Origin of the sequence: Algoriphagus formosus, assembly GCF_002807035.1 — a bacterium.
Classification (GTDB): domain Bacteria; phylum Bacteroidota; class Bacteroidia; order Cytophagales; family Cyclobacteriaceae; genus Algoriphagus; species Algoriphagus formosus.
Genome location: NZ_NIUC01000002.1, coordinates 1889250 through 1915695 on the forward strand (window position 1 = coordinate 1889250; position 26446 = coordinate 1915695).

Here is a 26446-nt window from a genome sequence, read left to right on the forward strand (position 1 = left end):
TATTTAGGATTTAAATTTTCGTGATTTCAACCAATCAGGAATAAGGAATATTGCGGGGATTCCCAAAAGCAAAAATAAAGTGATTGACTTGAAGCCTGCAGGGATTTTAGTTTGATTTCCCAAACCGATTTCAATTGTATTGAAGGTTAAAAAAAGGAAGGTGAAAATGACAGCTACATTCAGTATACGAATCATTCTTCCATATTTCTTTTTCTGAGATTCGCTTTCACTTGGATTAACTTTGAATGGCAGATTGATTAATTCGGGAAGAGTACTGATAAATCTCATAATTAAGTAGAAAAAGAAGCCGAAGACTGGAAAAACCCAAATCACAGCCTTTCCTGAATAGGCATCAGGGAGACCATCCGATCCAAAATGTCTTGGTAGACTGTCTGGAAGCCTTTCATAAAAAATAGCAGGAATAGCAAAGAGGGCTAGGATTGCAAATATACCTAGAATATCAAGTGTCAGATCAAAAGGATGAAACCTGCTTTTTTTCATAGGCGAAAAATAGGCGAAAATTTGGGTGGTGGCAAGGGGGATTTATAAACAGGGCAGTTGAAGTGAAGTTAAATACAGGGCGTGCCTGCCTGACCATCGGACAGGCTGTCGGCACTTTTCTGTAATCCGGTTGAATTACCAATAGCACCAAAGGTGCGTTCCGTAATAGCCCCAAATTCAATTTGGGGTATCAAATTGAGAGTTTATTCCCTAGAGCCCTGAAGGGGCGATCTGTATTGATTTAATCCCAAACATACCTCTCATCATATTCAATCTGATATTCATCTAGAAACCTTCGATACTCTGTTTGGAAATCAATATTTCGATGATGATCCTTCTGATTTTGGATATAATTTTTGACGGTTTCCAGTTTGGATTGAGAAACCGAAAACACTCCATACCCCTTTTGCCATTCGAAATCTCGACGGATTAATTCCTTGAATTTGATCGAGCTGGAGATTTTTACATTTTTCACTAAATCTGCTATTGTGATTGTCCTGGGTAGGGTGCAAAGCCAGTGAATGTGATCCGGCATTATAAAAATCTCTTCTGTGTAGCTTCCGAGATTAGATCCAAGCTTAACAAAATAGGCTTGGGCGTTGGGCCGGATTTCTTCTGTGATCATCGGGATTCGATTTTTGGTGGAAAAAATAATGTGGAGGTAAATTTTGGCTAAGGACTGTGGCATGGTATCAAAAATATTATGTTGGGAAAAATGGGTTACAGATCGTGCCTTTGGCACTCTTAAAATAAACAATTAACCCTAATACCCAGAATTGAATTCTGGGCTTTTACAGGGCGTGCGTATGGCACTTTTCCTATATTCCGGTTTAAACACCAATAGCGCTGAAGGCGCATTTTGTGTAAGCCCCAAATTCAATTTGGGGTAACAATAGGAATTCTAGGGATTGGAGCCCTGAAGGGCCGACCTGTAATAAATCAATCCCAGCCATACCTCTCATTTTATTCAATCTGGAATATCTCTAAAAGACCTCCTGTATTCGGTTTGAAAGAACTAAAACAGGGCGTGCGTATGGCACTTTTCCTATATTCCGGTTTAAACACCAATAGCGCTGAAGGCGCATTTTGTGTAAGCCCCAAATTCAATTTGGGGTATCAATAGGAATTTTAGGGATTGGAGCCCTGAAGGGGCAACCTGTAATAAATCAATCCCAGACATACTTCTCATTTTATTCAATCTGGAATATCTCTAAAAAAACCTCCTGTATTCGGTTTGAAAGAACTAAAACAGGGCGTGCGTATGGCACTTTTCTTTTCCTATATTCCGGTTTAAACACCAATAGCGCTGAAGGCGCATTTTGTGTAAGCCCCAAATTCAATTTGGGGTAACAATAGGAATTCTAGGGATTGGAGCCCTGAAGGGGCGACCTGTCTTGCCTTAGGCCTATTCAGCAGACCTCATCAAGATTTGACATGAATCAAAAGTCAATTCCTTTCTAATTTCAAATTTAAATTTTAGCTATTTTCGACGCAAACCAAGTTAATAGGACTTCGTTATTCAACATAATCACCAAATTCAATCTATATGAAAACCCTTTCCGCGAGCTTCGCTTTTTTTCTATTTACCGTCCTGACAGTTCAGGCTCAAGAAGCTGATGCTATTTTGGGAGTTTGGAACAATACCGAGAAAGACGGACGGATTGAAATTTACAAAGAAGGAGGGGAGTACTTCGGGAAAATCATTTGGCTAAAAGAGCCAACTGATAACGGCAAGCCTAAAACCGATGAAAACAACCCGGATGAATCGCTACAGGATAAACCCATTTTGGGCTTAGAGATTTTGGAGGGATTTACTTTTGAAGATGGTTCTTGGGAAAATGGAACCATTTACGATCCTAAAAATGGGAAAACCTATTCCTGCGTGATGACCTTGAAGGACAAGGATATTTTGGAGGTTCGAGGGTATATCGGCGTTTCTTTATTTGGGCGTACGGTGGAATGGACCAGGGAAAAGTAGAAGCTATTCTTTCCTTTGGTCAGAAATTGACTGAGTATTCCATTGAAAAATTGGCTAATATTAGGCCTTCAACAGACCTATTAATATGGCCAATTTTAATATCGATGCCGACAAAAACCTAACCTACGACGCCATTGTCATCGGTTCGGGAATTAGTGGAGGCTGGGCAGCAAAAGAACTTTGCGAAGCCTGACTCAAAACATTAGTCCTTGAGCGGGGACGTATTGTAGAGCATGTGGTGGATTATCCCACCATGACTTTGGACCCTTGGGATCACGAACTCCGTGGAGGACTCACTCCTGAGCAGAAAGCTAAGCACCCCAAAGGCGGGCGTTCTGGTTTTATCGGAGCATTTAATGAACATTTCCATGCCAATGATCTAGAAAATCCCTACACGGAAGTCAAGCCATTTATGTGGGTGAGAGCTCACCAAATAGGAGGTCGATCCCTGCTTTGGGGAAAGCAAACCTATCGTTGGTCAGACCTCGATTTTGAAGCGAATGCTAAAGATGGTCATGGGGTCGATTGGCCGATTCGTTACAAGGATATTGAGCCATGGTACACTTACGTGGAGAAATTCGCTGGAATCAGTGGGGAAGCTATAGGTTTACCCCAGTTGCCGGATTCTCATTTTTTGCCTCCGATGGAACTGAATTGTGTGGAAAAACACGTCAAGGAGCGTATTGAGAAAGATTTCAAAGGCCGAAATATGATCATCGGAAGGGTAGCTCATCTGACCGAGCCTTTGAATGGGAGAGGCAAGTGCCAGTTCCGAAACCGATGCGATCGAGGTTGTCCCTATGGAGCATATTTCAGTTCCAATGCGGTGACGCTACCCGCTGCCCATGCCACCGGCAATTTGACCATCCGTCCTTTTTCTATCGTGCAGTCTGTGGTCTATGACGAGCAAAAAGGGAAAGCCTCCGGGGTACGAATTATCGATGCCGAAACTAGCGAGGAGATCGTTTATAAAGCCAAAATCATTTTTGTAAACGCATCTACGCTGAGTACCACCCAGATTTTAATGAATTCTACTTCCAGCCGATTCCCTAATGGATTGGGAAATGACTCAGGAGAACTAGGTCACAATTTGATGGACCATACTTATAGAGTCGGTGCTATGGGTACCGTGGAAGGTTTTGAAGATCAATATTACAAAGGCCGCAGACCGAACGGAATCTATATTCCGCGCTATGTCAATCTGAAAGATGGACCGCAGTCGGACAAGTTTGTTCGTGGCTTTGGTTTCCAGGGTGGAGGAGGCAGAGCCGGTTGGGGTGCAGGCAGTAATCAGGAAGCTTTTGGAGGAGATTTCAAAGATGGTCTGATGAAGCCGGGACCTTGGGAGTTTTTCATCACAGGTTTTTCGGAATGCCTTCCTTACCATGAAAATCAGGTGTATCTCAATAAAGATGTCTTGGATAAATGGGGTCAACCCACCCTTTCCATCGATGCGGAATGGAAAGCCAATGAATTGGCGCTAAATGATCAGGCCCGTCAGGATGCAAAGGAAATGCTCGAGCGAGCCGGGCTGAAAGATGTCATGGAATTTGACAATAAACATGAGATGGGTTTTGGAATCCATGAAATGGGAACTGCCAGAATGGGTAGAGATCCAAAAACTTCTGTTCTGAATGGCAACAATCAAGTGCATGGATGTGAAAATGTCTTTGTCACAGATGGGGCATGCATGACATCTTCCTCTTGTGTCAATCCTTCCTTGACTTACATGGCACTCACTGCAAGAGCTGCCAATCATGCCGTATCCGAACTCAAAAAAATGAACCTCTAAGCCATGAACAGACGCGACGCACTCAAAAAATCCGCACTGGCACTGGGAGCAGCTGCCGGAGCTCCTACTTTACTGAGCTTGTTACAGTCCTGTGCGCAGCAGGACCGATTGACCTGGACTCCTCAGTTTCTATCAGAAGACCATTCGAGATTTTTGTCCTCTTTTGTGGATTTCCTTTTGCCAAAAACCGAAACACCGGGTGGATTAGATGTCAAAGCTGATATTTTTATTGATCTGATGTATGCCAAAACCTATGATGAGGCGAGTCAGAAGCAGGTAGTTGCTGATATCGAAAAATTCAATTCAGATTGCAAGGCGAAATATGGAAAAGTCTTCGCCGATTTGTCTGAAGGGGATAAGAAAGCGGTTTTCGAAGAGCATGAAGCCAATTCGCCTAAATTTCCCAAAACCGTCTGGGGTGGATCTGTTGGTCCTCGTGAACCAGTCGGTTTCTATCGAAGCTTAAAGTCCACGGTGCTTTGGGCCTATTTCAGTTCGGAAGAAATCGGAAAAAATGTTCTCAGTTATGATCCAATTCCAGGTGAGTATCGGGGCTGTATGCCGCTTTCAGAGGTAGGAAATACTTGGAGTTTATAAAAATCAAAGCCGGGCAAAACTCGGCTTTGGTTTTCTAGTTATTCTGTGCCTGATTTTTCCATCAGTTTTTGGAATACCTGCATTCCGTATCGCTGACCAATTTGCATGGTCTCTCCGGATAGTTGAGGGGTGATCTCCAAAGTTTTCTTTCCGATAGGAGAGGAGTAAAACTCAATCAACTGAAGCATTTCTTCCTCTGTGTAGTATTTTTTGTAAACTTCTGCGACTTCGGCAATCAGTTCGTCGGAAGTTATTTCCGCTTTGAATTCATCCCAAAAATCTGCCGGTACAGATGAAGAGAATGCTGGATTTTGCTTCATCATGTCCACCATTCCACTCATGGACTCAGATATTTGCATGACTTCCATCAATTGGTTGACGGTTTCATTGGATTGAGCCTTTGAGATGTTTGGTAGTATTAAACAAAATAAGGCAAGGGAAAAGACTAGTTTTTTCATAAATAGGATGTTAAAAGATAGGTATAGTTAGATCGGCTAATTACCGAAAAACTTTTAAATTCTAAAGAATAAGTTTGAAAATTTTTCTAGGCCTTTATTCGCCTGCTACTCCTGGCTGAATCTTTTGGTTGGACGCTAAAGTCTTTTCCGATTCACCTTCCACGGATATCGCTGCCAAAACTTGAATAGCATCTCTTTTCACCAGCTCAAAAGCATCCTTGTTTTCTGCTAGAATAGGTTCGGATGGTGGGATTTTTTCGCGAAGCCAATCTACTTGCTTTCCATGCTTCCAAAAACGGAAACAAAGATGCGGGCCTGTTGCCAAACCTGTGCTTCCCACATATCCTATCACTTGGCCTTGACGAACTCTACTCCCTTTTTTGATGCCTTTACCAATTTTGGACATGTGGAGGTACTGCGTAGAGTAGGTGCCATTATGTTTGATTTTGACATAATTGCCGTTTCCTCGGCTATAGCCCGCTTCGACTACTGTGCCATCGCCTACAGTTCGGATTTCTGTGCCTCGAGGCGCTGCATAGTCTGTACCAAGGTGTGGTTTGTAGCGTTTTTGTACCGGATGGAATCGTCGAAGATTGTATCGTGAGCTTATTCGGGAATACTTCAAAGGATCGCGAAGAAAGGCCTTTTTCAAGCTGTTGCCTTCCTGATCAAAGAAGTTCATTTCTCCATTTTGCTCGAAAGGAATTGCATGATAAGGTTCGCCCATGTGCTCGAAATAGGCTGTTTGAATGCCTACTACCCCGACGGATTGATCTTCTACAAATTTTTCATCAAAAACGACCTTGAATTTATCACCTTTCTGCAAACGCTGAAAATCGACAGACCATCCGTATAAATCTGCGAATAAGTCGATCAGATCTGGGCCGACACCTTTTTCGATCATGTCTACATAAAGCGAAGTTTGGATCACCCCGCCAATCTCACGGGTACGGATTTCCGCCGGCTTTTCCTTTTTGTAGATTTCCAAACTGTCCAGGTCAAAGACTACATATTCGGCAGCATTGGGTTCGTAGATAAAATAACGTGGCTTTACTGAAGTGGAATCTTCGGCCGTGATCAGCTTAAAATTCTTATTGAAAGCGATGTTTCTTACATCAAAAATTTCTTTGGATTTTTTGGCTAGCTCATCGATAATTTGATAGGGAACTTCAAATGGCGAAAGAATGCTACCAAGTGTCTGATTTCTGGCTACTGTTCCCTCTATAATATTGAGTCCAGTAACATCTATTCCGTAGAGAAATTTAGCATTTGGATCGACGGCTAGACTGTCGATTTCTGTGATTTGATCATCGAGATTTGTATCGATATCTGTATTGGATCGGTCTGAAAAGTAATAGAATGCTGCTAAAATTATTGCAAGTCCGAGAAGTCCGAGCCATTTATTGTTCATGAGGGGAAATTTGGGGTGAATAGAATGCTATCCGAAGGAAATCAAATGATGTATTTTCTCCAAGTCTTTTAACAAAAACTATTCCTTCTAAGGATAGTTTTGCCAAATTTTTCAAATCCTTCAGCTATTTAACGCAAATCTCTCGAAATCTTTCAGTCTTGGCCCTGATTCTCATCAAATAGATGATAGGCGAAAGCACAATTTTTTATCTTTGGCGTCCAAAACCAAATTTTGCTATGTATAGAAGTCACAACTGCGGCGAACTTCGCCTAGACCATGTCAATACTCAAGTCACTCTTGCTGGATGGGTTCAGCGAGTAAGAAATAAGGGAGGTTTGATTTGGGTGGACCTTCGGGACCGCTACGGATTGACGCAGTTGATTTTTGAGGAAGGTTCTACTGCCAAAGAACTGCTTGATAAAGCCGGATCCCTAGGCCGCGAATTTGTGATTCAGGCAAAAGGTACCGTGATCGAGCGGACATCTAAAAATGATAAAATCCCAACAGGAAGCATTGAGGTGAAGGTAGTGGAACTCGAGGTCTTGAATCCGGCTAAACTTCCACCATTTTTGATCGAGGATGAAACTGATGGAGGTGACGATCTTCGGATGAAATATCGATACCTGGACTTGCGCCGGAATGTAATCAGGCAAAAGCTTCAATTGCGCCACCGCATGATGCAGGAGACTCGGAAATACATGGATGCAGCGCAGTTTATCGAAGTGGAAACACCCGTTTTGATCAAATCGACCCCAGAGGGCGCCCGAGACTTTGTTGTGCCAAGCCGAGTAAACCCAGGTGAATTCTATGCTTTGCCACAATCTCCTCAGACTTTCAAGCAGCTTTTGATGGTCTCGGGTTTTGACCGTTATTTCCAAATCGTCAAGTGTTTCCGCGACGAGGATCTTCGGGCAGATCGACAGCCTGAGTTTACTCAAATCGACTGCGAGATGTCTTTCGTGACACAGGAGGATGTGCTTTCCATGTTCGAAGGGCTTACCAGACACTTATTCAAAGAGGTAAAGGGAGTAGAATTGGAGGAAGTCGGAAGAATGACCTTTACCGATGCGATGCGATTTTACGGAAATGATAAGCCCGACCTTCGCTTCGATATGCGATTTGTGGAATTGAATGACCTTGCAAAGGGCAAAGGCTTTGGGATATTCGATCAGGCTGAGTTGGTAGTAGGTATCTGTGCCAAGGGAGCTGCAGAATACACCCGCAAGCAATTGGATGCCTTGACCGAATGGGTGAAAAGACCTCAGATCGGAGCCAAAGGCATGGTCTATGTCAAGTATAATACAGATGGGTCTTTGAAGTCCACAGTGGATAAGTTCTACGGTCAGGAAGATTTGACTGCTTGGGCAGCAGCTTTTGGTGCGGAGCCCGGCGACTTGATGCTCATTCTAAGCGGAGATACGAAAGTGGTGAGAAAGCAGCTTTCTGAGCTTAGATTAAAAATGGGAGAAGAATTGGGTCTTCGTGACAGAACGGTCTTCAAGCCTCTTTGGGTCGTAGATTTTCCTCTACTAGAATGGGATGAGGAGACGGAGCGATATCATGCCATGCACCATCCATTCACCTCTCCCAAGCAAGAGGATATCCCGCTTTTGGATTCCAATCCAGGAGAAGTTCGGGCCAATGCATATGATTTGGTAATCAATGGAGTGGAAATAGGCGGAGGCTCTATTCGAATTCATGACCGAGCCACTCAGCAATTGATGTTCAAGCATTTGGGCTTTAGCGATGAGGAAGCTCAAAAGCAGTTTGGATTTTTGATGGAGGCTTTCGAGTATGGAGCTCCTCCTCATGGCGGCATCGCCTTCGGTTTTGACCGTCTTTGCGCCATCTTCGGAGGCTCTGATTCCATCCGAGACTACATTGCCTTCCCGAAAAACAATTCAGGAAGAGATGTGATGATTGACTCGCCAAGTACCATTGCCGATGAGCAGCTGCAAGAACTTTCTATTCAGCTCGCTTTGAAGAAATAGACTTTCATTCAGGTCTGAGGATGTAGGATCGGATTCCCATGACGATGAGTAATTGAGCAATCACATAAGTACCCATGATCATGATTCCAGCTTCAGGAAATTCAAAATAAAATTTGTTGATAGCGATCATGCCATCCGAGACAAAGAAAAAACAAGCCCCGACAAATACCTGCCAAAAGGAGTCGGGGTTTACTCTTTTAAATCGTTCTCGAGCGGTAGTCACCATACTCACGATGATGATAATGTAGATGACAACGGGGATTTTTAGCGGACCAAGATTATTGTGAATCAGGAAATAGACAAAAGCTGCAGCAATGTAAATGGGCAGGTTGAAAAAGAACGTTCGGATGAAATTCACATTAAAAATCCGGTTTGGGTTTCGCTGTGAGATCTTAAAAGCGATGATGTAACAAACCTGAGCCAGGAGGAAGGCCCCTAATCCGTAAATGAACAAATTTTCCCATAGTAGCAGGACATCTCCAATGAGTGAAAATATCAGTGCTCCCATCATGGCTTTAGAAAGTAATGTCCAAGAAATTGGTTTTGTGATTAGGTAAAAATAGATAATCAAACTTGTGACTATCAATGGTTTGGAATAAATTCGTGCCTCATCAAGGCCTTTGATAATCAGTGCAAAGTCTGCCATCGATGCGAACAAAAAGAGGTAAAGCCAGAGTATGTTTTTGTTTTTCAAGCTAGGTGAGGATTTAATGTCAGGATTTGAAGAGGTGAAAATAGAAAATAAGTCTTACATCAGTTAAGGCGATCACAGAGAAATAATATTTGACTAATTTCCATCAGATAAATATAAAATTTTAAAAAATGGCATAAATCAGAATAAAAAATTAAAAACTGATAGAATTTGATGTTTTATCGAATATTTATTCTGACCCAATGTTAAGGAAATGTTAATAAATGCTAAATTTGCGCAGTAAAAATTAACACAGAGTACCCCGCAAAGAAGTATGTCAAAATTACCTTTGCGCTGTAATTGATAAAACCAACTTTTACTAAACCAAAAAAACATGAGGCAAAATTTACTCAAAAACTTAGTGACTGTTCTTTTGCTGGTATTCAGCAGCACATGGGCAATGTCACAAGGTGTGACGACAGGTAACATCCAAGGGGTGGTGACTGAAGTATCAGGCGAACCACTTCCAGGTGCCAACATTGTCGCGACACACGAGCCATCCGGTACCCGTTACGGGGCAGTGAGTAACTTGGAAGGTCGATTTGTACTTCCAAACATGCGTGTAGGTGGACCTTACACAGTACGAATCACCTTTGTGGGATTCGAAGATCGTCTATTCGAAGGAATCGTTTTGGGTCTAGGTCAGACTTATACCCTGAATGCATCTCTTTCTGATGGATTGGAATTGGAAGCAATCGAAGTAATCGCCTCCCAAGATGCGATCATGAATGCTGATAAAACCGGTGCGGCTTTGAACTTGACAGGAGATAAAATCAACTCTCTTCCAACAATCAACCGTAACATCAATGACTTTACCCGTTTGACTCCTCAGTCTAACGGAACTTCATTTGCCGGTACTTCTAGCCGATTCAATAACTACACCATTGACGGTAACATTTACAACAACAACTTCGGACTTGGATCAGGTCAGTTTGCCGGATCTAACCCAATCTCCCTAGATGCGATCGAAGAAGTTCAAGTCAACTTGGCTCCTTACGATGTGCGTTTGGCAGGATTTACCGGAGCATCTGTAAATGCTATTACTAAGTCAGGTACTAACGAATTTTCTGGATCTGCTTACTACTACTTGAGAAACGATCAAATGATCGGTGATAAAGTAGGTGAGACAAGATTGCCAGTGGATGACTCTAAAAACGAAATCGTAGGTTTCCGTTTAGGTGGTCCAATCATTAAGAACAAATTGTTCTTCTTCGTTTCTTACGAAACAGAAACTGAAGCTGTACCAAGTTACACGAAAGTAGCTGCCCGTCCAGGTTTAGAGCCTGATGGTTTGACAGTTTCCAGAGTTCCTGCTTCTGATCTTGATTTCATCAGCAATCAGTTGCGTTCTCTTTATGACTACGAAACTGGTCCTTACGAAAACTATCCTTTTGCTTCTGAGCAGGAGCGTTTCAACGCAAGATTGGACTTTAACATCAATGACAATCACAAATTGTCAGTGAGATACAACAACTACACGGCTTTCACAGACGTGCGTACCAACGGAAACTCTATCCGTTTCATCTCTACCCGATTCAGAAATACTTCTAGAACAGGTATTGAAGCGATGAACTTCCGTAACACCAACTACACCAACGACAGAAATGTACAGTCTTGGGTAGCTGAATTGAACTCCAGAATCGGAGCTAACATGTCAAACCAATTCAACATTGGTTTCACATCCATCACAGATCCTAAGCGTGGTATCCCAGGTGGACAGGCTTTCCCATTCATCGAGATTTTGGAGCCAGATGCTTCAGGTAACTTGCTTTACTACACCTCTGTAGGTAATGAATTGTTTACTGTAGGTAACTTGTTGGAAAACAATATCTTCAACGTAACCAACAACTTCTCCCTATACAAAGGAAAGCATACCTATACATTCGGAGCTAACTTCGAATACATGACCTTTGACAACGCGTTCAACCCTGTATTCAACGGTTTCTACCGATTCAACAGCTATGATTCATTCGTTGAATCAGTTATCAACAGAACTCCTGGAGCATATCCAGATGCTTTCGCAAAAAGCTTTGCCCTAGACGGATCTACCACGCCTCCAACCGATCAGACTCGATTTGGACAGTTTGGTATCTATGTACAGGATGAATACCAAGTAACATCTAAATTGAAAGTGACTGGTGGTCTTCGTGTAGACTTCCCATTCTATCCAATCGATATTCCAAGAAACCAGTTGTTGGATAACTTGAACAAGACGTTTGAAACTCCTGACGGTACAATCACTCCAGACGTAAGTACATTCCCTAAAGTGAATCCTCTTTGGTCTCCACGTGTTGGTTTCAACTGGGATGCTAAAGGTGACAGAACTACTCAAGTACGTGGTGGTACAGGTATCTTCTCAGGTCGTATTCCATTCGTATGGCTTTCTAACCAAGTAAACGGTTCAGGTGTAGTTCGAGGTGGACTTGGATATGAAGGTGATGAAGTAGCTGAGGCTTTCGGACCTAACTACGTATTCAATCCAGATGTAACTTTCGGAAATCCTGAGAATCCTGGACAGTCTCTTTCTAACGAATTGAACTTGACAGACCGTGACTTCAAGCTTCCTCAGGTTTGGAGAACCAACTTGGCAATCGATCAAGTGCTTCCTTTCGGAATCATCGGTACTGCTGAATTTATCTACTCTAGAGATGTAACTACTCCGATTGCTTACAACCCAGTAGTTCGTACTCCTGACGGTACACTTAACGGACCAGATCAGCGTCCTTTCTGGAATAATACTAACTATTCCAATGATCCTGATTTCCGAAATGTATTCTATCTGACCAATGCTAGAAGAAATGCTAACTACTACTCTATCACTGCTCAATTGCAGAAGGAGTTTGAAAATGGTTTCTCTGCTATGGTTGCTTACACTAGATCTAGATCTCAAGATTTGGATGCAGCGGGTGGATCTCAAGCGATCTCTTTGTGGCCAGCTACTGTTCAGTCTGACAGAAACAACCCTGAGTTGAGCTTTGCTGGATTCGATGTTCCAAACCGTGTGATCGGTACGATTTCTTACCAAACAGAAACTTCTACTATCACCTTGTTCTATGAAGGTGCTGATGCAGGCCGATTCTCTTATACTTACTCTGGAAACTTTGGAGATGCATCTGACCGATTGATGTATATTCCTAACTCTGCAAACGAGTTGAACTTCCAAGAATTCACGCTAGGAGGTAGAACAGTGACTGCAGCTGAGCAAGCTACATTGCTTGATGCATACATTGACCAAGATGAGTATCTAAGTGCAAACAGAGGTTCTGTTGCTCAAAGAAACGGAGCATTGAGACCATTTGTTAACAGATTCGATCTTCGATTCACTCAGGATTTGATCTTTACTAATGACAAGAAAAATAGATTGCAATTATCTATTGATATCTTGAACATCGGTAACATGTTCAACTCTGAGTGGGGTATCCAGAAGTTTGCCTTCCAAGATAACCTATTAAACTACAGAGGCACAAATGATGCTGGTGAGCCAGTTTACAGATTGAATACAGTTCCTGGAACTTCTGACTTCCCAACTGAGACTTTCCGTACTACCACTTCATTGGGTGATACTTGGAGAATGCAAGTGGGTATTCGATACATATTCAATTAATTCTGACAGATTCCTATAATAAAAAGCACCTTGAAAAAGGTGCTTTTTTTATTTTGCATCATTATAGAATCAAAACTTTCAAAAGATGAGGCATTTACTTTTGTTGATTTTTTTACTTTCAGTAGCAATTAATTGGGCGAATGCTCAAACGGATTCGCTGGTTTTTAAGAATAAAAATCTCATCATCGGAGAAATAAAAAGTATGGATCGAGGAGTAATCATCATAGAGACGGATTACTCTGACAGTGATTTTAAGGCTGAATGGGAGGAAATTGTAAAAATCCAATCTAGGACAAACTTTTTGATAACCTTAGTGGATGGAAGGAGATTTAATGGAAAAATAAGGAGTGTGTCAGAAAGTGAAGTAAAGATCACTTTTTATGATCCGGAATCCCTGATTAGGCTAAAGAAGAAACAGATTTCAAAAGATTCTGAGGGCTCAGAATCAATCATTGTCCCCATTTATGACATTGTTTATTTGAATGCCTTGGATGAAGGCTTTTGGAGTAGGTTATCGGCAAATATTGATTTTGGGTGGAGCCTGACCAGAGCCAATAATCTACGGACTGTCAATCTCCGAAGCGGTTTGGGTTATTTGGCTGATCGATGGAAATTTGGATCATCATTTAATGGCCTCCGCTCCACTCAAGATGAAACTGAGCCAGTAAGAAGGGCTGATGGGAATATCTCCTATGTGTACTTTCTTCAAAAGGACTATTTTTTAATTTATGATTTGACTTACCTGTCGAATACAGAACAGTTGATAGCTTCTCGAGTCGGAAATAAGATCGGTATTGGTAAATATGTGGTCAGGACGAATAAGTCTTATTTTGGTTTTCAGGCTGGGGTCAACTTAAACAATGAACAATTTTTGGACGATAGTCCTGGAAAGAGGTCCGGCGAGTCCTTTTTAGGGGCGGAAGTAAGTCTTTATGATATTGGTGATCTGAAATTGCTAAGTAATCTGACCACTTACCCTAGCTTAACTGAAAAAGGTCGATTCAGGGCGGATTTTAAGTTGGATATCAAATATGAATTCTTGTCTGATTTTTATATCAACCTTGGAACTACTGTCAACTTTGATAATCAGCCCGTAGAATCAGCAACCACCCTCGATTATATTATACAGACTACAGTAGGTTGGAGTTTGTGATTTAATGAATCAATCGACCTTTTCTGTGTTATTGTTTCAATTCGAATCAATAAACATCCTTGATTTTTTCCTTTGGTCGAAGCCATCTGCCTTCAGTATGTTTTTCGCAATTTATTCTAGTTGATTGTGGATACTTTTGTGTAATTGAACCAAGCTAGGTCTATCCGAGTTTAGCCTTCATGTTACACTACAAAAGATATCCGAATCCCAAATCTGACGAATGGGTGGTCTTTATCCATGGGGCCGGAGGCTCTTCGGTGGTTTGGTATAAGCAGATCAAGGATTTTCGGGAAGAGTTTAATCTATTGCTCATTGACCTGAGAGGACATGGGAAGTCTACCAACTTGCCGCAGGCCATATATCAGAAGGAGTACACCTTTGAAGATGTTACGCAGGATGTTATTGAAGTCTTGGATCATTTGAAAATGCCTCCTGCACATTTCATGGGGGTGTCACTAGGTACCATTCTGGCAAGACAGTTGGCAGAGATGGAGCCCGAAAGAGTGAAATCATTGGTTTTGGCAGGTGCCGTCACTAGGCTCAATGCGAAATCAAGAGTTTTGGTATTCTTGGGAAATACATTCAAAAAGGTAATTCCATACATGTGGCTTTATAGTTTGTTTGCATACGTCATTCTTCCTAGGAAGCAGCACACTGAATCCCGGAATTTATTTATCCGGGAAGCAAAGAAGCTTTGTCAAAAGGAATTTATCCGATGGTTTAAATTGACCGCAGATATCAATCCGCTACTTCGATATTTCAAAGAAGTAGAAATAAAAATCCCAACTTTATATGTGATGGGAGATCAGGATATCATGTTTTTGGAACCTGTGAAAAAAATCGTCAAAGAACATAAAAATGCCAGTCTTAAGATTCTCCAAACTTGCGGGCATGTCGTAAATGTGGAGCGCCCTGCAGAATTTAATCAGCATTCAATGGCTTTCCTTAAGAGTATAAACTAATAATCAAATCCAGTACTTTTCTGTATGAACAAGCAGACAAAAATCATCCTTTTTGTAGTCATTCTTCTCGTAGTGGCCGCAGCAATTTTGTACCCAAGACTTGACCTCAGAAAGTCAAACGACACTTCTGTAGCGTCTGCGGGAGCAGGTCCTGGACAGCCTTCTGCCCTACCTGTGAAGGTGGTTAAGCTTCAAAGAGAGACCCTCACCAGTCAGCTTCAGGTGACAGGTAGCATTCTAGCTAATGAGTCGGTAAGCATTCGTCCTGAAGTGTCCGGCTTGGTCACTAGAATAGCCTTCAAAGAAGGACAATATGTAAAAAAGGGTACGCCACTTCTTTACTTGGATGATGATGAGTTGCAGGCTCAATATCAACGCCTTCAATACACTCAAAAGCTTTACGAAACTCAAGAGAATCGTCAAAAGCAACTTCTAGAAAGAGAAGCAATCAGTCAGGAAGAATATGATATCGCTTTGAATCAGTTTAATACAACTATTTCTGATATCAAACTGGTCGAAGCCCAACTCGCAAAGCGAATCATTCGAGCGCCTTTTGATGGAATTCTTGGCCTGAGGGAAGTATCTGAAGGAAGCGTGATCGGAACAGCTGATATCATCACAAATATTGTGAATATTGATCCGATAAAGATTGATTTCTCCATCCCTGAGCGATACAGCAATCAGGTTGAAGTAGGGGCTCCGATTTACTTTACCAATGAATCTTCCGAAAAAGAATTTGAAGGAACTGTTTACGCATTCGAGCCTCAGATTGATGCGGCTACCCGAACGATGAAACTAAGGGCTCAAAGCCCTAATAAGGATAATTTATTTCTTCCAGGAATGTATGTGCGAATTCGCTTTATTCTAGGAGAGACAGAAGATGCATTGATGGTACCTGCAGAATCCGTGATTCCGGAGTTGCAAGGTTATAAAGTATATGTGGTGGATGCTGAAAATAAAGCTCAAGAGCGAGTAGTCGAAATAGGCACCCGGACAGATACTCAAGTACAAATAGTCAGTGGTCTGGAAGAGGGAGATCTCGTCCTTGCCACGGGAGTCCTTCAGGCGCGACAAGGAATGCCTGTAGAATACACACAAATCAACTAAGATGGCTAGCTTATCCAATTTAAGTATTAATAGGCCGGTTTTGGCCATCGTGATGTCCCTGATCATCCTACTTTTTGGTTCTATTGGGATTTCACTTTTAGGTATTCGGGAGTTTCCCAGTGTAGATCCGCCTGTAATTAGTGTGCGGACAAATTATGTGGGTGCCAATGCCGATGTGATTGAAGCACAAATCACTGAACCGCTAGAAGAGGCCATTAATGGTATTCAGGGGATCAAATCCCTGACTTCGACCAGTAATGATGGATCCAGTAGCATCACAGTTGAGTTTGATGTGGGAGCGGATTTGGAAGCTGCTGCCAATGACGTGCGAGATAAAGTGGCGGGTGCCCAGCGAAACCTACCTCCTGATGCCGAACCTCCCGTCGTATCCAAGGCTGATGCGGACTCTCAACCCATTGTATTTTTGAATGTCAAAAGTGACGAGCGGACCCTTTTGGAGCTTTCGGATATTGCTGATAATATTTTCAAAGAAAGACTTCAAACCATTCCAGGAGTCAGCAGAGTTCAAATCTGGGGTGAAAAAGAGTATGCCATCAGGCTCCGTATGGATCCTTTGAAAATGGCTTCTTATGGAATCACTCCACTGGATGTTTTGCAGAAAGTACAGTCTGAAAACGTAGAATTGCCATCAGGACGAATAGAAGGAGAAACCATTGAACTGTCTGTCCGAACAAAAAGTAGACTTTCCACGCCACAGGAATTCAATCAACTGATCATCAAAGAAGATCAGAATAATATTGTTCGTTTTCAGGATGTAGGAAAGGCGGAATTGGCAGCTCTCAATGAGCGAACTGTCCTCAAGCGTGACGGAGTTCCGATGGTCGGCGTAGTTTTGGTTCCATTGCCAGGATCTAACAATATTGAAATCGTCGATGAGTTTTACAGAAGATTAGAATTTATCAAAAAAGACTTGCCGGCAGATGTAGGTTTGCAGATTGGTTTTGATTCTACGCAGTACATCAGAGATTCGATTTCTGAGGTACAGGAAACCATCATCACTGCCTTCATCCTGGTAGTTGCAATCATCTTCCTGTTCTTAAGAGACTGGAGAACTACCTTTATCCCCGTACTGACTATTCCGATCTCGCTGATTGGGGTATTCTTTATCATGTATTTGCTGGATTTCTCCATCAATGTTTTGACTTTGTTGGGGATTGTACTGTCAATTGGATTGGTAGTAGATGATGCGATTGTAGTGCTGGAGAATATCTACGCCCGAATAGAGAAGGGCGAAAAACCGCAAGATGCAGCAGCCAAGGGCGCTGAAGAAATCTTCTTTGCGGTAATTGCGACTACGGTTGCACTAGCAGCAGTATTCTTGCCAGTGATTTTCCTAACCGGAACGACCGGAAGGCTATTTAGAGAGTTCGGAATTGTAGTAGCAGGAGCCGTAATCATTTCATCTTTTGTGGCCTTGACTATGACCCCGATGTTGAGCTCAAAATTGCTAAAGCGTCGAGAAAAGCATAATTGGTTTTACAATAAGACAGAACCAATTTTCGTATGGCTCAACGATGGATACGATGCCTTATTGAGTCAATTTTTCAAGGTGAGATGGATTGCTTTTCTCTTGATTGGAGTAATGGGATTTGGGATTTATTGGATGTTCAATGAAATCCCTTCAGAACTGACGCCAACAGAAGATAGAGGTGAAATCCGAATTAATATGTCGGGTCCAGAAGGTGCTACCTTCGGCTACATGGATCGAGTAATTGATGAAATGGTAGCTGATTTTAAGGCCACTATTCCAGAAGAAGAGTTAGATGGAATCATCTCTGTAACTTCACCTGGCTTTGGAACAGCCAGTACCAATTCGGGTTTTGGGCGATTGATTCTGAGTGATGCCGAAAATAGAACCCGTTCCCAGCAAGAGATCTTTACTGCTGTCAACCAAAAGCTTGCTGGATATACGGCTGTCCGAGCATTTGCTTCGCAGCCTCAAGCAATTGGTAACCGTCGAGGAGGCTTGCCTATTCAATATGTCCTTCAGGCACCAACTCTTGAAAAGTTGAAAGAGGTCATCCCTCCCTTCATGGAAAAAGTTGGTCAAAGTCCTGCCTTTATCTTCTCTGATATCAATTTGAAGTTTACCAAGCCTGAGCTTGAGATCGAAATCGATCGTGAAAAAGCTAGAAATATTGGTGTCTCTGTTCAAGAGATAGCCAGGACCTTGCAATTATCTTACTCAGGCCAGCGCTTTGCCTATTTCATTATGAATGGAAAGCAATATCAGGTAGTCGGTGAGATGCAGCTCGAGGATCGAAATGAGCCTTTGAATCTAAGAATGCTCTATGTCCGAGCTGAAAATGGGGAGTTGGTTCAGTTGGATAATTTGGTGAGGGTTGTTGAGACAAGTACTCCACCTCAACTTTACCGTTTCAATCGATTTGTATCAGCCACCGTCTCTGCAAACTTAGCCGATGGCTACACCATTGGTGATGGTTTGGAGGAAATGGATCGTGTAGCAGATGAAGTGCTGGATGATAGCTTTTCGACCGATGTTTCTGGACCTTCAAAGGAATTCCGGGAGAGTTCTAATAGCTTGATATTCGCGTTCCTGTTTGCATTGGTCTTGATCTATTTGGTGCTTTCTGCTCAGTTTGAAAGCTTCAAAGATCCGCTGATTATCATGTTTACAGTGCCTTTGGCATTATTTGGAGCGCTCTTGACCTTATGGTCTTTTGGCTTTACACTGAATATTTTCTCTCAGATCGGAATTATCATGCTTATTGGTTTGGTGACCAAAAACGGAATTCTGATTGTGGAATTTGCCAATCAGCGGAAAGCACAGGGCTTGTCCGTGAATGAGGCTATTTATGGAGCAGCAGTCGCCCGTTTCCGGCCGATCTTGATGACCTCACTTTCGACTATTTTGGGTATTCTCCCCATTGCTCTTGGACTGGGAGCCGGTGCGGAAAGTAGGGTGCCAATGGGCGCAGCCGTAATCGGAGGACTTACTTTCGCTACTATTTTGACATTGTTCGTCATTCCAGCTATTTATACATATCTGACTTCTAAAGAAGCAAGACTCGCAAGAACCTGATGAAGAAAATTTTGATAGGCCTGATTTTAGGCCTGATGACACAGCCTTTACTAGCACAAGACCAAGAACCGCTGGATTTGGAAAAAGCCATTCAGCAAGGATTGGAGAATAATTTTCAGGTCAAAATTGCCGTGGAGACGATCAGTCTTCGACAGGGTGAAATTGGTCTGGGTTGGTCTGCTTTCTTTCCGGTGGTGGATGCGATTTATACACGCAACTTTGCCAATGAGGATGTGACCCAGACATTCGTTAGTGATCCCGAAACGCCTAGAGAGATTCTCGGAGCGAAATCCCGCTCTGAAAATTTCACCGTAGCTGCTATCTATGGTTTTAGACCAGAAGCAGTGGTGGCTATTAAGCGGCTTGGCCAACTCGCTGAGATTTCTGAATTGGATGCAAAAGTTGCGGTTGAAAATACCGTAGCAGCGATTTCTACAGCCTATTATCGATTGGTTTTGGAGCTTCAGCGTTATGAAGTTTTGGAGCGCACGCTCGAACTCAGTCAGGCAAGATTGGATATTGCGCAAGCCCAATATGAATTGGGTGGTGCAGGAAAAAGGGATTTTCTGACTGCAGAAGTCGATTATAACACGGATTTGAGTCTACTGAAAAGTCAATCCCAGGTAATCGAAGCTGCCCGGATTAATCTCAATGAACTGATGGCTCTTGAGCCTGGTGTTAAATTTTTCGTCAATGACACGATTACGGTTGGTGATGAATTGAGATTGCTGGATTTGGAAGAAAATGCTTTGCTTCAAAATAAGCAGTGGCTTATCACCCAGCGACAGGAAAACGTAGCCTTCTTACAGCTCCGAGAGCTTCAAGTCGCAAGACTTCCAGCGATCAACCTAAATGCTAACTATGCAAATAACACCTTCAATTCAGATGCGGGATTTTTGATTCAAAACCAACGATCCGGTTTTAATTACGGGGGCAATATTTCCTTCAATCTCTTTTCTGGATTTGCACTCAACCGTCGAATTCAAAATGCCAAGGTGCAGCAACGTATTCAGAATTACACGGTGGATCAATTCGAAATTCAGCTGAAATCAGACCTCTACCGGGCATTTAATACCTATATGAACAATCGGGAGCTTCTGGAAATCGAGCAGAGAAACTATGCCGTGGCCAAGGAAAGTAGTGAGATAGCATTGGAGCGGTTTCGATTGGGTATAGCCTCGTATTTGGAGTTTCGGGATGCGCAGGTCAATTTGTTGACAGCAGAAAACAGACTGATCACTTCCATTTACAATATCAAAGAGCAGGAAATAGAACTCATGCGTCTATCAGGGAAAATTTATTTTGAAAATAGCTCTGATCAATTGCCTCTGAACTAATTTTTAAACTTCATCGGTATCCGCGTACAGATGGCCAAATTGTATTTTGGCATACCATTTGACTATCAGGCTTTTCGAACCAACTGAGAGTTGATCTCTCTTGTATGTACAAAGCCTTTCGAATCATTAGTACCTTTCTAATTCTTAGCTTATTTGGGGTTCAGTGCACCTTTTTAGAAAAGTATTTCCCTTCCCCTGAAGATGAGCCATCTTATTTTCTAGATCTCAAGGGGATCAAAAATCGAGGAACTTTACGGGTTGCTGTTGATAATAATTCGACGGGATACTACATCTACCGAGGTAGAATGATGGGGTACGAGTATGAGATGCTCCGTGATCTTAGCGAAGAATTGGAGCTGGGTCTTGAAATCAAAGTCCTCACTGAAATTGATGAAGCCTTTGATCAATTGAATTCCGGAGGAGTGGATTTGATCGCCATGAATCTTGAGTTTGATTCTTTGAGGTTTCAGAAAGGAAATTTTTCTAAGCCATTAGGAACCATCAACACCGTCTTGGTTGGGTCAACCAATTCGCCTCGTATTCAGAGTTGGGAAGACTTGGAGGGTGATACCATCTATGTCAGAAAAGGAACTATCTACAAGTCTCAACTTTGTAATATCAAGGACTCCTTGAATGTGAATTTTACCATTGAAGAATCTAAGCTTCACGAGGAAACACTGATCGAGAAAGTTGTTTCGGAGGAAATTCGTTGGACGGTAGCTGATCAAAATATTGCGAGAGCAAATGCCACCTATTTCGATGGACTGAATATCTCTTGGAAGATATCTGAGGCCAAAGAAGTGGGCTGGCTTGTTCGGAAAAACTCTCCTCAGCTTCTTGGAGCTGTGAATACATGGATCGAGGAAAATGAAAAAAAGTTGATTCCTATTCTCTATTCCAAGTATTTCCTGAATTCCAAGAATAGTTATTACCGATCTACAAGTCCTTTTTCATCTTTGGCGGGCAATCGTATTTCGGTCTTTGATGAATTGATCAAAGAAGGCGCCCGGGAATTGGGTTGGGACTGGAGACTTTTGGCTTCTTTGGTATACCGAGAGTCTCGCTTTGATACGGCAGCCACTTCTTACGCTGGAGCCCAAGGCTTACTTCAGTTGATGCCTGTGACCTTAGAGCGATTTGGGGTCGAAAATCCAAATGATCCGATCGAATCTCTTAGAGGAGGAGTTCGATACCTGAGGTATTTGGATAAGTTTTGGTTGGAGCGAGTCCCTGAGGTAAATGAGCGAATCAAGTTTATTTTAGCCAGCTATAATATTGGTCACGGACACGTCGAAGATGCGTGGAGATTAGCCCTGAAATACGGAGCCAACACCCAGACTTGGGAAGAGGTCGCAGAATATTTAGCCCTCAAAAGCGATCCGGAATATTACTTGGATCCCCTGGTCCGAAGTGGATTTGCCAAGGGGCATCTGGCTGTAAACTATGTACGGGATATCCTAAGCGTATTTGAATCCTACAAGGCTTTGGTTGAGCCTTAACTTATTCTTTTAGCTCAAACAGCGCCTCAATTTCTACAGGGATATTATCGGGCAATGATCCCATTCCCACTGCAGAACGAACACCGATTCCATTATCTTCTCCCCATATTTCTGCGAAAAGCTCACTACATCCATTGATGATATAAGGGTGCTTTTCAAAGTGGGGTACGCAGTTGACCATACCCAAGACTTTGATCACGCGCTTTACCCGGTCCAGACTTCCCAAGTTAGCTTTGATCGTGGCAAGCATAGCTAGACCAACTTGTCTTGCTGCTAGTTTTCCCTGCTCGGTATCCAAGTCTTCACCCACTCTGCCGATAATTAAAGTGCCGTCTGATTTGACTGTCCCATGACCGGAAAGATGAAGGTATTTCCCATCGATCAGGAATGGCTTATACACTCCAAGAGGTTTGGGTGCAGGAGGGAGTTCAAGCCCTAGTTTTTTTAGATTTGCTTCTGCCGAATTCATATGATTAGTTTTTGATTTTCTAAGTCCAAGTTGAATTTAGTATAGATGATTCAGATATTCTAACTATTTGGGAGTTGCTCAAGAGATATTCTAATCTTAAATCAGAAAGTCTAGTATTAATACCCCAATTAGCCCGATGATGGCAACCAATGTTTCCATCAAGGACCAGGTTTTGATCGTGTCTTTGATACTTAGGTTGAAAAATTCCTTATACATCCAGAATCCCGCATCATTGAAATGAGAAAACATCAAGCTTCCAGCTCCGATGGAAAGGACCAATAAGTTTGGATCTACGTTCATGGTATGGATAATGGGAGCGATAATTCCTGCGGTGGTCAGACCAGCTACGGTAGCAGAACCCACGCAAACGCGAATGATTGCAGTGATAGTCCAGGCAAGAATCAGCGGGTGGATGGGCCAGTCTTTGAGGCCATCCGCTATTTCCTGGCTCACTCCTGAGTCGGTAAATATCTGCTTCAATGCTCCTGCTCCAGCAACAATCAGCAAAATCATGGCAATATCTTTGGTGGCCTGAGTGTAGCTATCCATGAGTTTTTTCATGGAGGTTTTTCTTCGAATGCCTAGCGAGTAAGTAGCATAAAGCACTGATACAAGCATCACCACTCCGGGGTCACCCAAAAAGCCAAAAAGAGGTCTTAACGGGCTGCTTTCTGGAAGTCCCAAGCTAATGACAGTAGTTGCAATCAATAGAAAAACAGGCAAAAGTGCGGTAATGAGACTATTGGCTATTCCAGGTAATTCGCTTTCCTCCCTGACCTCCGCTTGGAAAGTTTCCAAGGGCTTGGCTTGGATATTTTTCAGGCTCTTGGCAAAAACAGGCCCTGCCAATGCTACTGTAGGAATGGTGATCAACAAGCCGTAGAGCAAGGTTAAACCCATATTGGCATCAAACTGGGCTACCAGGGCTGCAGGAGATGGATGAGGAGGTAGAAATCCATGGGTCACCGATAAGGCTGCTAATAGCGGAATACCCACATACACGGCGGATAAGCGATATTGATATGCAACCGTGAAGGCCAGAGGCACTAAAAGGACAAAGCCTACATTGTAGAAAAGTGGAATTCCGACAATGAGGCCTGTGAGTGACATGGCCCAAGTGATGCGGTTTTTGCCAAATAATTTCATCAAAAAGCCCGCGATCCGCTGTGCAGCGCCGCTTTCGGCCACTAATTTCCCCAACATGGCGCCCATCACGATGACCACGACCAAATCCCCAAGCAGACCTCCCATTCCTTTTTGTACCGAACCTGCGATCTGATCGGCCGGAAGGCCCAATAAAAAGCCTGCTACAATGGATGAGATCAAAAAGGCTAAAAATGGATTGAGCTTGGCCCAAACGATCAAAATCACCAATAAGGCTATGCTGATCAGGACTAGAAGGATGGTCATAGGTTTATGCTAGGTTGGAATTTCAAGATAGGAAATATCTATTTTTTGAAAATACCGATCAAAAAATACATGCCTTGAACTTCCATCAAACATTATTTTCTAATCCATCTGAAATTCAGTTGAAGTTCGCTTGAGCTGATTTGGATGAAATACAGCCCTGGCCTAAGCCGTTTCAAATCTGAGATTAGTTGCTGAGAGTCTAAGGATTCTTGAATTATGGATGTTCCATTTTTATGGAAGACCTTGATCTCTGCAGTCTGAGAGTCAATTTCGGGAGGAAGTTTCAGGTGTAATGGACCTGTTGTATAAGGGTTAGGATAAATAATACCATTCTCCGGGATCGAATTTATTGGCTTTAACCTGACTGTGGTAGACCAAGAGATCAGATCAGTCGTCTCTTCCACATGCTTGATGCGGTAAAAATAGGTCTTGAATTTTTTTGCCGTGACATCCTGCCAATTGTATCGGCCTTGCTTCTCAGGATCCGATTCAACCACACCAAAGAGATTCCATGTTTCTTTTGGATTTTCACTTCTGTAAACTTCAAACTGCCCAGCTTTTTCATCTCTGACCTTCCACCTAATTTCCGGAGCGGATTCTTTCCAACTTGCTTCGAAATCAAAGAATTCAATTGGAAGAATACTCAAGGTTCGGAAACTGCCAATTGTGAAATTGATTCCAGAAAAGTCATTTATAGGCACCTCTCTTATTGCCCAAAGTCTTACAGGGTCCTGGCCCGGAATATTATTTCCCGGTGCCGCATAGCCGGTTCCAACAATCCGAAGGTCATCTACATCATCTACGATCAATTGATCTGCTGAAATTCGAAGCTCCAATAGGTTTGGACTAGGGTTAAATCCCGAAAATTGGAAATAGGAAAATAAGCGGTAGAGAATGTCGGTCCCATCTGTATCCTGAAATCCTGCATTGAAATCGGCTCCTTCAAATTCGGTGAAGGTAATTTCTAAATCGCCTCCGGCCGTTGTACCCAAAAGCTGCACTAGCCTTTCTCCTCCGTTGGCCACATCTTCAAATGGGAAGGAGCCATTTGTAGCAGTAAGTGCAGTGGGTAGATTGGAGTAAATAAATGAATTGGCATTTTTCCATGTTCCGCCAGAATAGTTGATACCACCGATTCCGGAAGAGTTTACTGTTAGGGTGTTTCCATTAAGATCTAGACTTCCATTTTGTAAAAAAAGCGTTTCGGTCACATTCAAGTCACTTTCCACTATCAAATCGCCAGCGAGTTTATTGAGTGACATGTCTTGAGTGGTCAGTGAAAAGTTTTCGATTTGCTGATCTCCATTTCCTACAAAGTATAAGTGTGAGTTCGCAGCTATGATTTCTCCCGTTCCGCTTTGTCGAAGACCTCCAAGGACGAAAAGATCGGAAGGCAAGATTAAATCTTCAGATCCTTGTAATTCCAGGTTTCGAATAGCATTTGGGATAGCTGCATCGGGATAGGTAGAAGTTAGAAATGTTTTGGTGCCGCTTCCTCCACGATGGATTATGGTGCCGTTCAGTTGAAAGTTTGCTGCTTCGATTTCTGGATTTTCACCTTCCAAAATAAGCTCAGCGCCATTTTGAAGGATAAACTGCAAGGCGCTGATGGAGCCTGAACGGAAAAGAATCCCGTCATTGCATTCGGAAATCAACTGTGCTCCAGGTTCGATAATCAGCTCGCCAAATGGGCCAACTGCCACGGTTGGGTTTGTATTAAATGATATTGAAGAACATCTGTTAGGATTTACACCTGTGTTTAAGCTTTGAAATAGTGTGCCTGATCTGATGGTGAAGTTCATTGCTTTTATTGCCGTTTCAATAGTTAACGTCTGACCAGGCCCAGGGTCAAAAATCACACTATAGCGACTGTTTGTAGATTGCGCACTCCATGCTCCTTCGAGGGTAATTGTTCTACTAGTTCCACGAAAGGTTATGGTTGAGGTATTTGAATTGCCTATCCAGTTATTTGAAGCGTTTGTACCATTCGGGATTCCAGGAGCTGCTCCTGAAAAGGCCTGAAGTGTCCCATAAACATCTAAATTAAATCCATTTAGGTTTAACTTTTCGCCAGCTAAGGCTTGCGAGTTGATAAATAAACTTTTGACAGCTTCGTTTTGAGTAAGCGTTAGGGTGTGGGATTGGTCGATGTAGATATCGTGATTTTGATTGGGTAGAAAGCTGGCTGCCGCCCAAGTGCTGCCGTCAAAGATTTCCCAAATAGTGAGATTATTAAAATTGCCTGTCGAAACCGTACGGAACGCTCCTATTTCTTGGGCAAAGAGGGACACCCAAGTCAGGCACATGACTCCAAAAGCCGACATAAACCTGTATATTCGGCATCGGAAAAATATCCGTAGGCACATCGTTTTGTCCCTCATATCCAAATAAAAAGTGTTGAAAAAGGAGAATTAAGTTAATA

Annotated in this window: 18 protein-coding genes and 1 pseudogene; 11 read left to right on the forward strand and 8 right to left on the reverse strand. The window is 42.6% G+C overall.

Going from position 1 to position 26446, the window contains the following annotated elements; translation table 11 throughout:
- Positions 1–3 precede the first annotated feature (3 nt).
- Both CDH51_RS14440 and tnpA read right to left on the reverse strand, forming a co-directional pair.
- Complete coding sequence (locus CDH51_RS14440) at positions 4–501, reverse strand: DUF1648 domain-containing protein (RefSeq protein ID WP_100629200.1); 498 nt, start codon at positions 499–501, stop codon at positions 4–6.
- A gap of 241 nt (positions 502–742) precedes the next feature.
- A complete protein-coding gene (gene tnpA / locus CDH51_RS14445) occupies positions 743–1189 on the reverse strand; it encodes an IS200/IS605 family transposase (RefSeq protein ID WP_100629201.1) in 447 nt (148 codons plus the stop codon).
- 858 nt (positions 1190–2047) lie between these two features.
- Between tnpA and CDH51_RS14450 the strand changes: the two genes are divergently transcribed.
- From CDH51_RS14450 to CDH51_RS14460, 3 genes and pseudogenes are all read left to right on the forward strand, one after another.
- Complete coding sequence (locus CDH51_RS14450) at positions 2048–2479, forward strand: DUF2147 domain-containing protein (protein WP_100629202.1); 432 nt, start codon at positions 2048–2050, stop codon at positions 2477–2479.
- 85 nt (positions 2480–2564) lie between these two features.
- Positions 2565–4271: pseudogene (locus CDH51_RS14455) on the forward strand (GMC oxidoreductase).
- Between the two features lie 3 nt (positions 4272–4274).
- A complete protein-coding gene (locus tag CDH51_RS14460) occupies positions 4275–4868 on the forward strand; it encodes a gluconate 2-dehydrogenase subunit 3 family protein (protein ID WP_100629203.1) in 594 nt (197 codons plus the stop codon).
- Between the two features lie 38 nt (positions 4869–4906).
- On the opposite strand, the gene CDH51_RS14465 is transcribed toward CDH51_RS14460, so the two are convergent.
- The gene (locus tag CDH51_RS14465) at positions 4907–5326 is read right to left on the reverse strand and encodes a DUF2059 domain-containing protein (RefSeq protein WP_100629204.1); all 420 of its coding nucleotides are present in this window, start codon (positions 5324–5326) and stop codon (positions 4907–4909) included.
- 94 nt (positions 5327–5420) lie between these two features.
- Positions 5421–6737, reverse strand: coding sequence for a peptidoglycan DD-metalloendopeptidase family protein (locus CDH51_RS14470; protein WP_100629205.1), 1317 nt, complete (start codon positions 6735–6737; stop codon positions 5421–5423).
- Between the two features lie 236 nt (positions 6738–6973).
- Between CDH51_RS14470 and aspS the strand changes: the two genes are divergently transcribed.
- Positions 6974–8728, forward strand: coding sequence for an aspartate--tRNA ligase (aspS, locus tag CDH51_RS14475; protein WP_100629459.1), 1755 nt, complete (start codon positions 6974–6976; stop codon positions 8726–8728).
- Between the two features lie 4 nt (positions 8729–8732).
- On the opposite strand, the gene CDH51_RS14480 is transcribed toward aspS, so the two are convergent.
- Positions 8733–9422: a lysoplasmalogenase gene (locus CDH51_RS14480; RefSeq protein WP_100629206.1), complete on the reverse strand. Its 690-nt coding sequence runs from the start codon at positions 9420–9422 to the stop codon at positions 8733–8735.
- A 331-nt stretch (positions 9423–9753) separates the two neighbouring features.
- On the opposite strand from CDH51_RS14480, the gene CDH51_RS14485 reads away from it, so the two are divergent.
- The 7 genes from CDH51_RS14485 to CDH51_RS14515 all read left to right on the forward strand — a co-directional run bounded on the left by CDH51_RS14485 (position 9754) and on the right by CDH51_RS14515 (position 22145).
- Complete coding sequence (locus CDH51_RS14485; protein WP_100629207.1) at positions 9754–13023, forward strand: TonB-dependent receptor; 3270 nt, start codon at positions 9754–9756, stop codon at positions 13021–13023.
- An 85-nt stretch (positions 13024–13108) separates the two neighbouring features.
- On the forward strand, positions 13109–14176 hold the full coding sequence (locus tag CDH51_RS14490; protein ID WP_100629208.1) for a DUF481 domain-containing protein: 1068 nt from the start codon (positions 13109–13111) through the stop codon (positions 14174–14176).
- Between the two features lie 179 nt (positions 14177–14355).
- Positions 14356–15138, forward strand: coding sequence for an alpha/beta fold hydrolase (locus CDH51_RS14495; RefSeq protein ID WP_026947734.1), 783 nt, complete (start codon positions 14356–14358; stop codon positions 15136–15138).
- Between the two features lie 24 nt (positions 15139–15162).
- Positions 15163–16245, forward strand: a complete 1083-nt coding sequence (locus tag CDH51_RS14500; protein ID WP_026947735.1) for an efflux RND transporter periplasmic adaptor subunit — start codon at positions 15163–15165, stop codon at positions 16243–16245.
- Between the two features lies 1 nt (position 16246).
- The gene (locus CDH51_RS14505) at positions 16247–19309 is read left to right on the forward strand and encodes an efflux RND transporter permease subunit (RefSeq protein WP_100629209.1); all 3063 of its coding nucleotides are present in this window, start codon (positions 16247–16249) and stop codon (positions 19307–19309) included.
- Positions 19309–20646, forward strand: a complete 1338-nt coding sequence (locus tag CDH51_RS14510; protein WP_100629210.1) for a TolC family protein — start codon at positions 19309–19311, stop codon at positions 20644–20646. Before CDH51_RS14505 ends, CDH51_RS14510 begins: the two co-directional genes overlap by 1 nt.
- A 104-nt stretch (positions 20647–20750) precedes the next feature.
- Positions 20751–22145, forward strand: a complete 1395-nt coding sequence (locus CDH51_RS14515; protein WP_100629211.1) for an MltF family protein — start codon at positions 20751–20753, stop codon at positions 22143–22145.
- Between the two features lies 1 nt (position 22146).
- Here the strand turns inward: CDH51_RS14515 and CDH51_RS14520 are convergent, their stop codons facing one another.
- The 3 genes from CDH51_RS14520 to CDH51_RS14530 all read right to left on the reverse strand — a co-directional run bounded on the left by CDH51_RS14520 (position 22147) and on the right by CDH51_RS14530 (position 26348).
- The gene (locus CDH51_RS14520) at positions 22147–22614 is read right to left on the reverse strand and encodes a RidA family protein (RefSeq protein WP_100629212.1); all 468 of its coding nucleotides are present in this window, start codon (positions 22612–22614) and stop codon (positions 22147–22149) included.
- Positions 22615–22710: 96 nt separating this feature from the next.
- The gene (locus tag CDH51_RS14525; RefSeq protein WP_100629213.1) at positions 22711–24024 is read right to left on the reverse strand and encodes a gluconate:H+ symporter; all 1314 of its coding nucleotides are present in this window, start codon (positions 24022–24024) and stop codon (positions 22711–22713) included.
- A gap of 92 nt (positions 24025–24116) precedes the next feature.
- Positions 24117–26348 carry a T9SS type A sorting domain-containing protein gene (locus CDH51_RS14530; protein WP_157807124.1) on the reverse strand — a complete coding sequence of 744 codons (2232 nt, stop codon included), beginning with the start codon at positions 26346–26348 and terminating at the stop codon, positions 24117–24119.
- Between the last annotated feature and the right edge of the window lie 98 nt (positions 26349–26446).

Bases quoted from the DNA above. Each gene is read 5' to 3' on its own strand.
- CDH51_RS14440 (WP_100629200.1), bottom strand. From the start codon at position 501: ATGAAAAAAAGCAGGTTTCATCCTTTTGATCTGACACTTGATATTCTA.
- tnpA (WP_100629201.1), bottom strand. From the start codon at position 1,189: ATGCCACAGTCCTTAGCCAAAATTTACCTCCACATTATTTTTTCCACC.
- CDH51_RS14450 (WP_100629202.1), top strand. From the start codon at position 2,048: ATGAAAACCCTTTCCGCGAGCTTCGCTTTTTTTCTATTTACCGTCCTG.
- CDH51_RS14460 (WP_100629203.1), top strand. From the start codon at position 4,275: ATGAACAGACGCGACGCACTCAAAAAATCCGCACTGGCACTGGGAGCA.
- CDH51_RS14465 (WP_100629204.1), bottom strand. From the start codon at position 5,326: ATGAAAAAACTAGTCTTTTCCCTTGCCTTATTTTGTTTAATACTACCA.
- CDH51_RS14470 (WP_100629205.1), bottom strand. From the start codon at position 6,737: ATGAACAATAAATGGCTCGGACTTCTCGGACTTGCAATAATTTTAGCA.
- aspS (WP_100629459.1), top strand. From the start codon at position 6,974: ATGTATAGAAGTCACAACTGCGGCGAACTTCGCCTAGACCATGTCAAT.
- CDH51_RS14485 (WP_100629207.1), top strand. From the start codon at position 9,754: ATGAGGCAAAATTTACTCAAAAACTTAGTGACTGTTCTTTTGCTGGTA.
- CDH51_RS14490 (WP_100629208.1), top strand. From the start codon at position 13,109: ATGAGGCATTTACTTTTGTTGATTTTTTTACTTTCAGTAGCAATTAAT.
- CDH51_RS14495 (WP_026947734.1), top strand. From the start codon at position 14,356: ATGTTACACTACAAAAGATATCCGAATCCCAAATCTGACGAATGGGTG.
- CDH51_RS14500 (WP_026947735.1), top strand. From the start codon at position 15,163: ATGAACAAGCAGACAAAAATCATCCTTTTTGTAGTCATTCTTCTCGTA.
- CDH51_RS14505 (WP_100629209.1), top strand. From the start codon at position 16,247: ATGGCTAGCTTATCCAATTTAAGTATTAATAGGCCGGTTTTGGCCATC.
- CDH51_RS14510 (WP_100629210.1), top strand. From the start codon at position 19,309: ATGAAGAAAATTTTGATAGGCCTGATTTTAGGCCTGATGACACAGCCT.
- CDH51_RS14515 (WP_100629211.1), top strand. From the start codon at position 20,751: ATGTACAAAGCCTTTCGAATCATTAGTACCTTTCTAATTCTTAGCTTA.
- CDH51_RS14520 (WP_100629212.1), bottom strand. From the start codon at position 22,614: ATGAATTCGGCAGAAGCAAATCTAAAAAAACTAGGGCTTGAACTCCCT.
- CDH51_RS14525 (WP_100629213.1), bottom strand. From the start codon at position 24,024: ATGACCATCCTTCTAGTCCTGATCAGCATAGCCTTATTGGTGATTTTG.
- CDH51_RS14530 (WP_157807124.1), bottom strand. From the start codon at position 26,348: ATGTCGGCTTTTGGAGTCATGTGCCTGACTTGGGTGTCCCTCTTTGCC.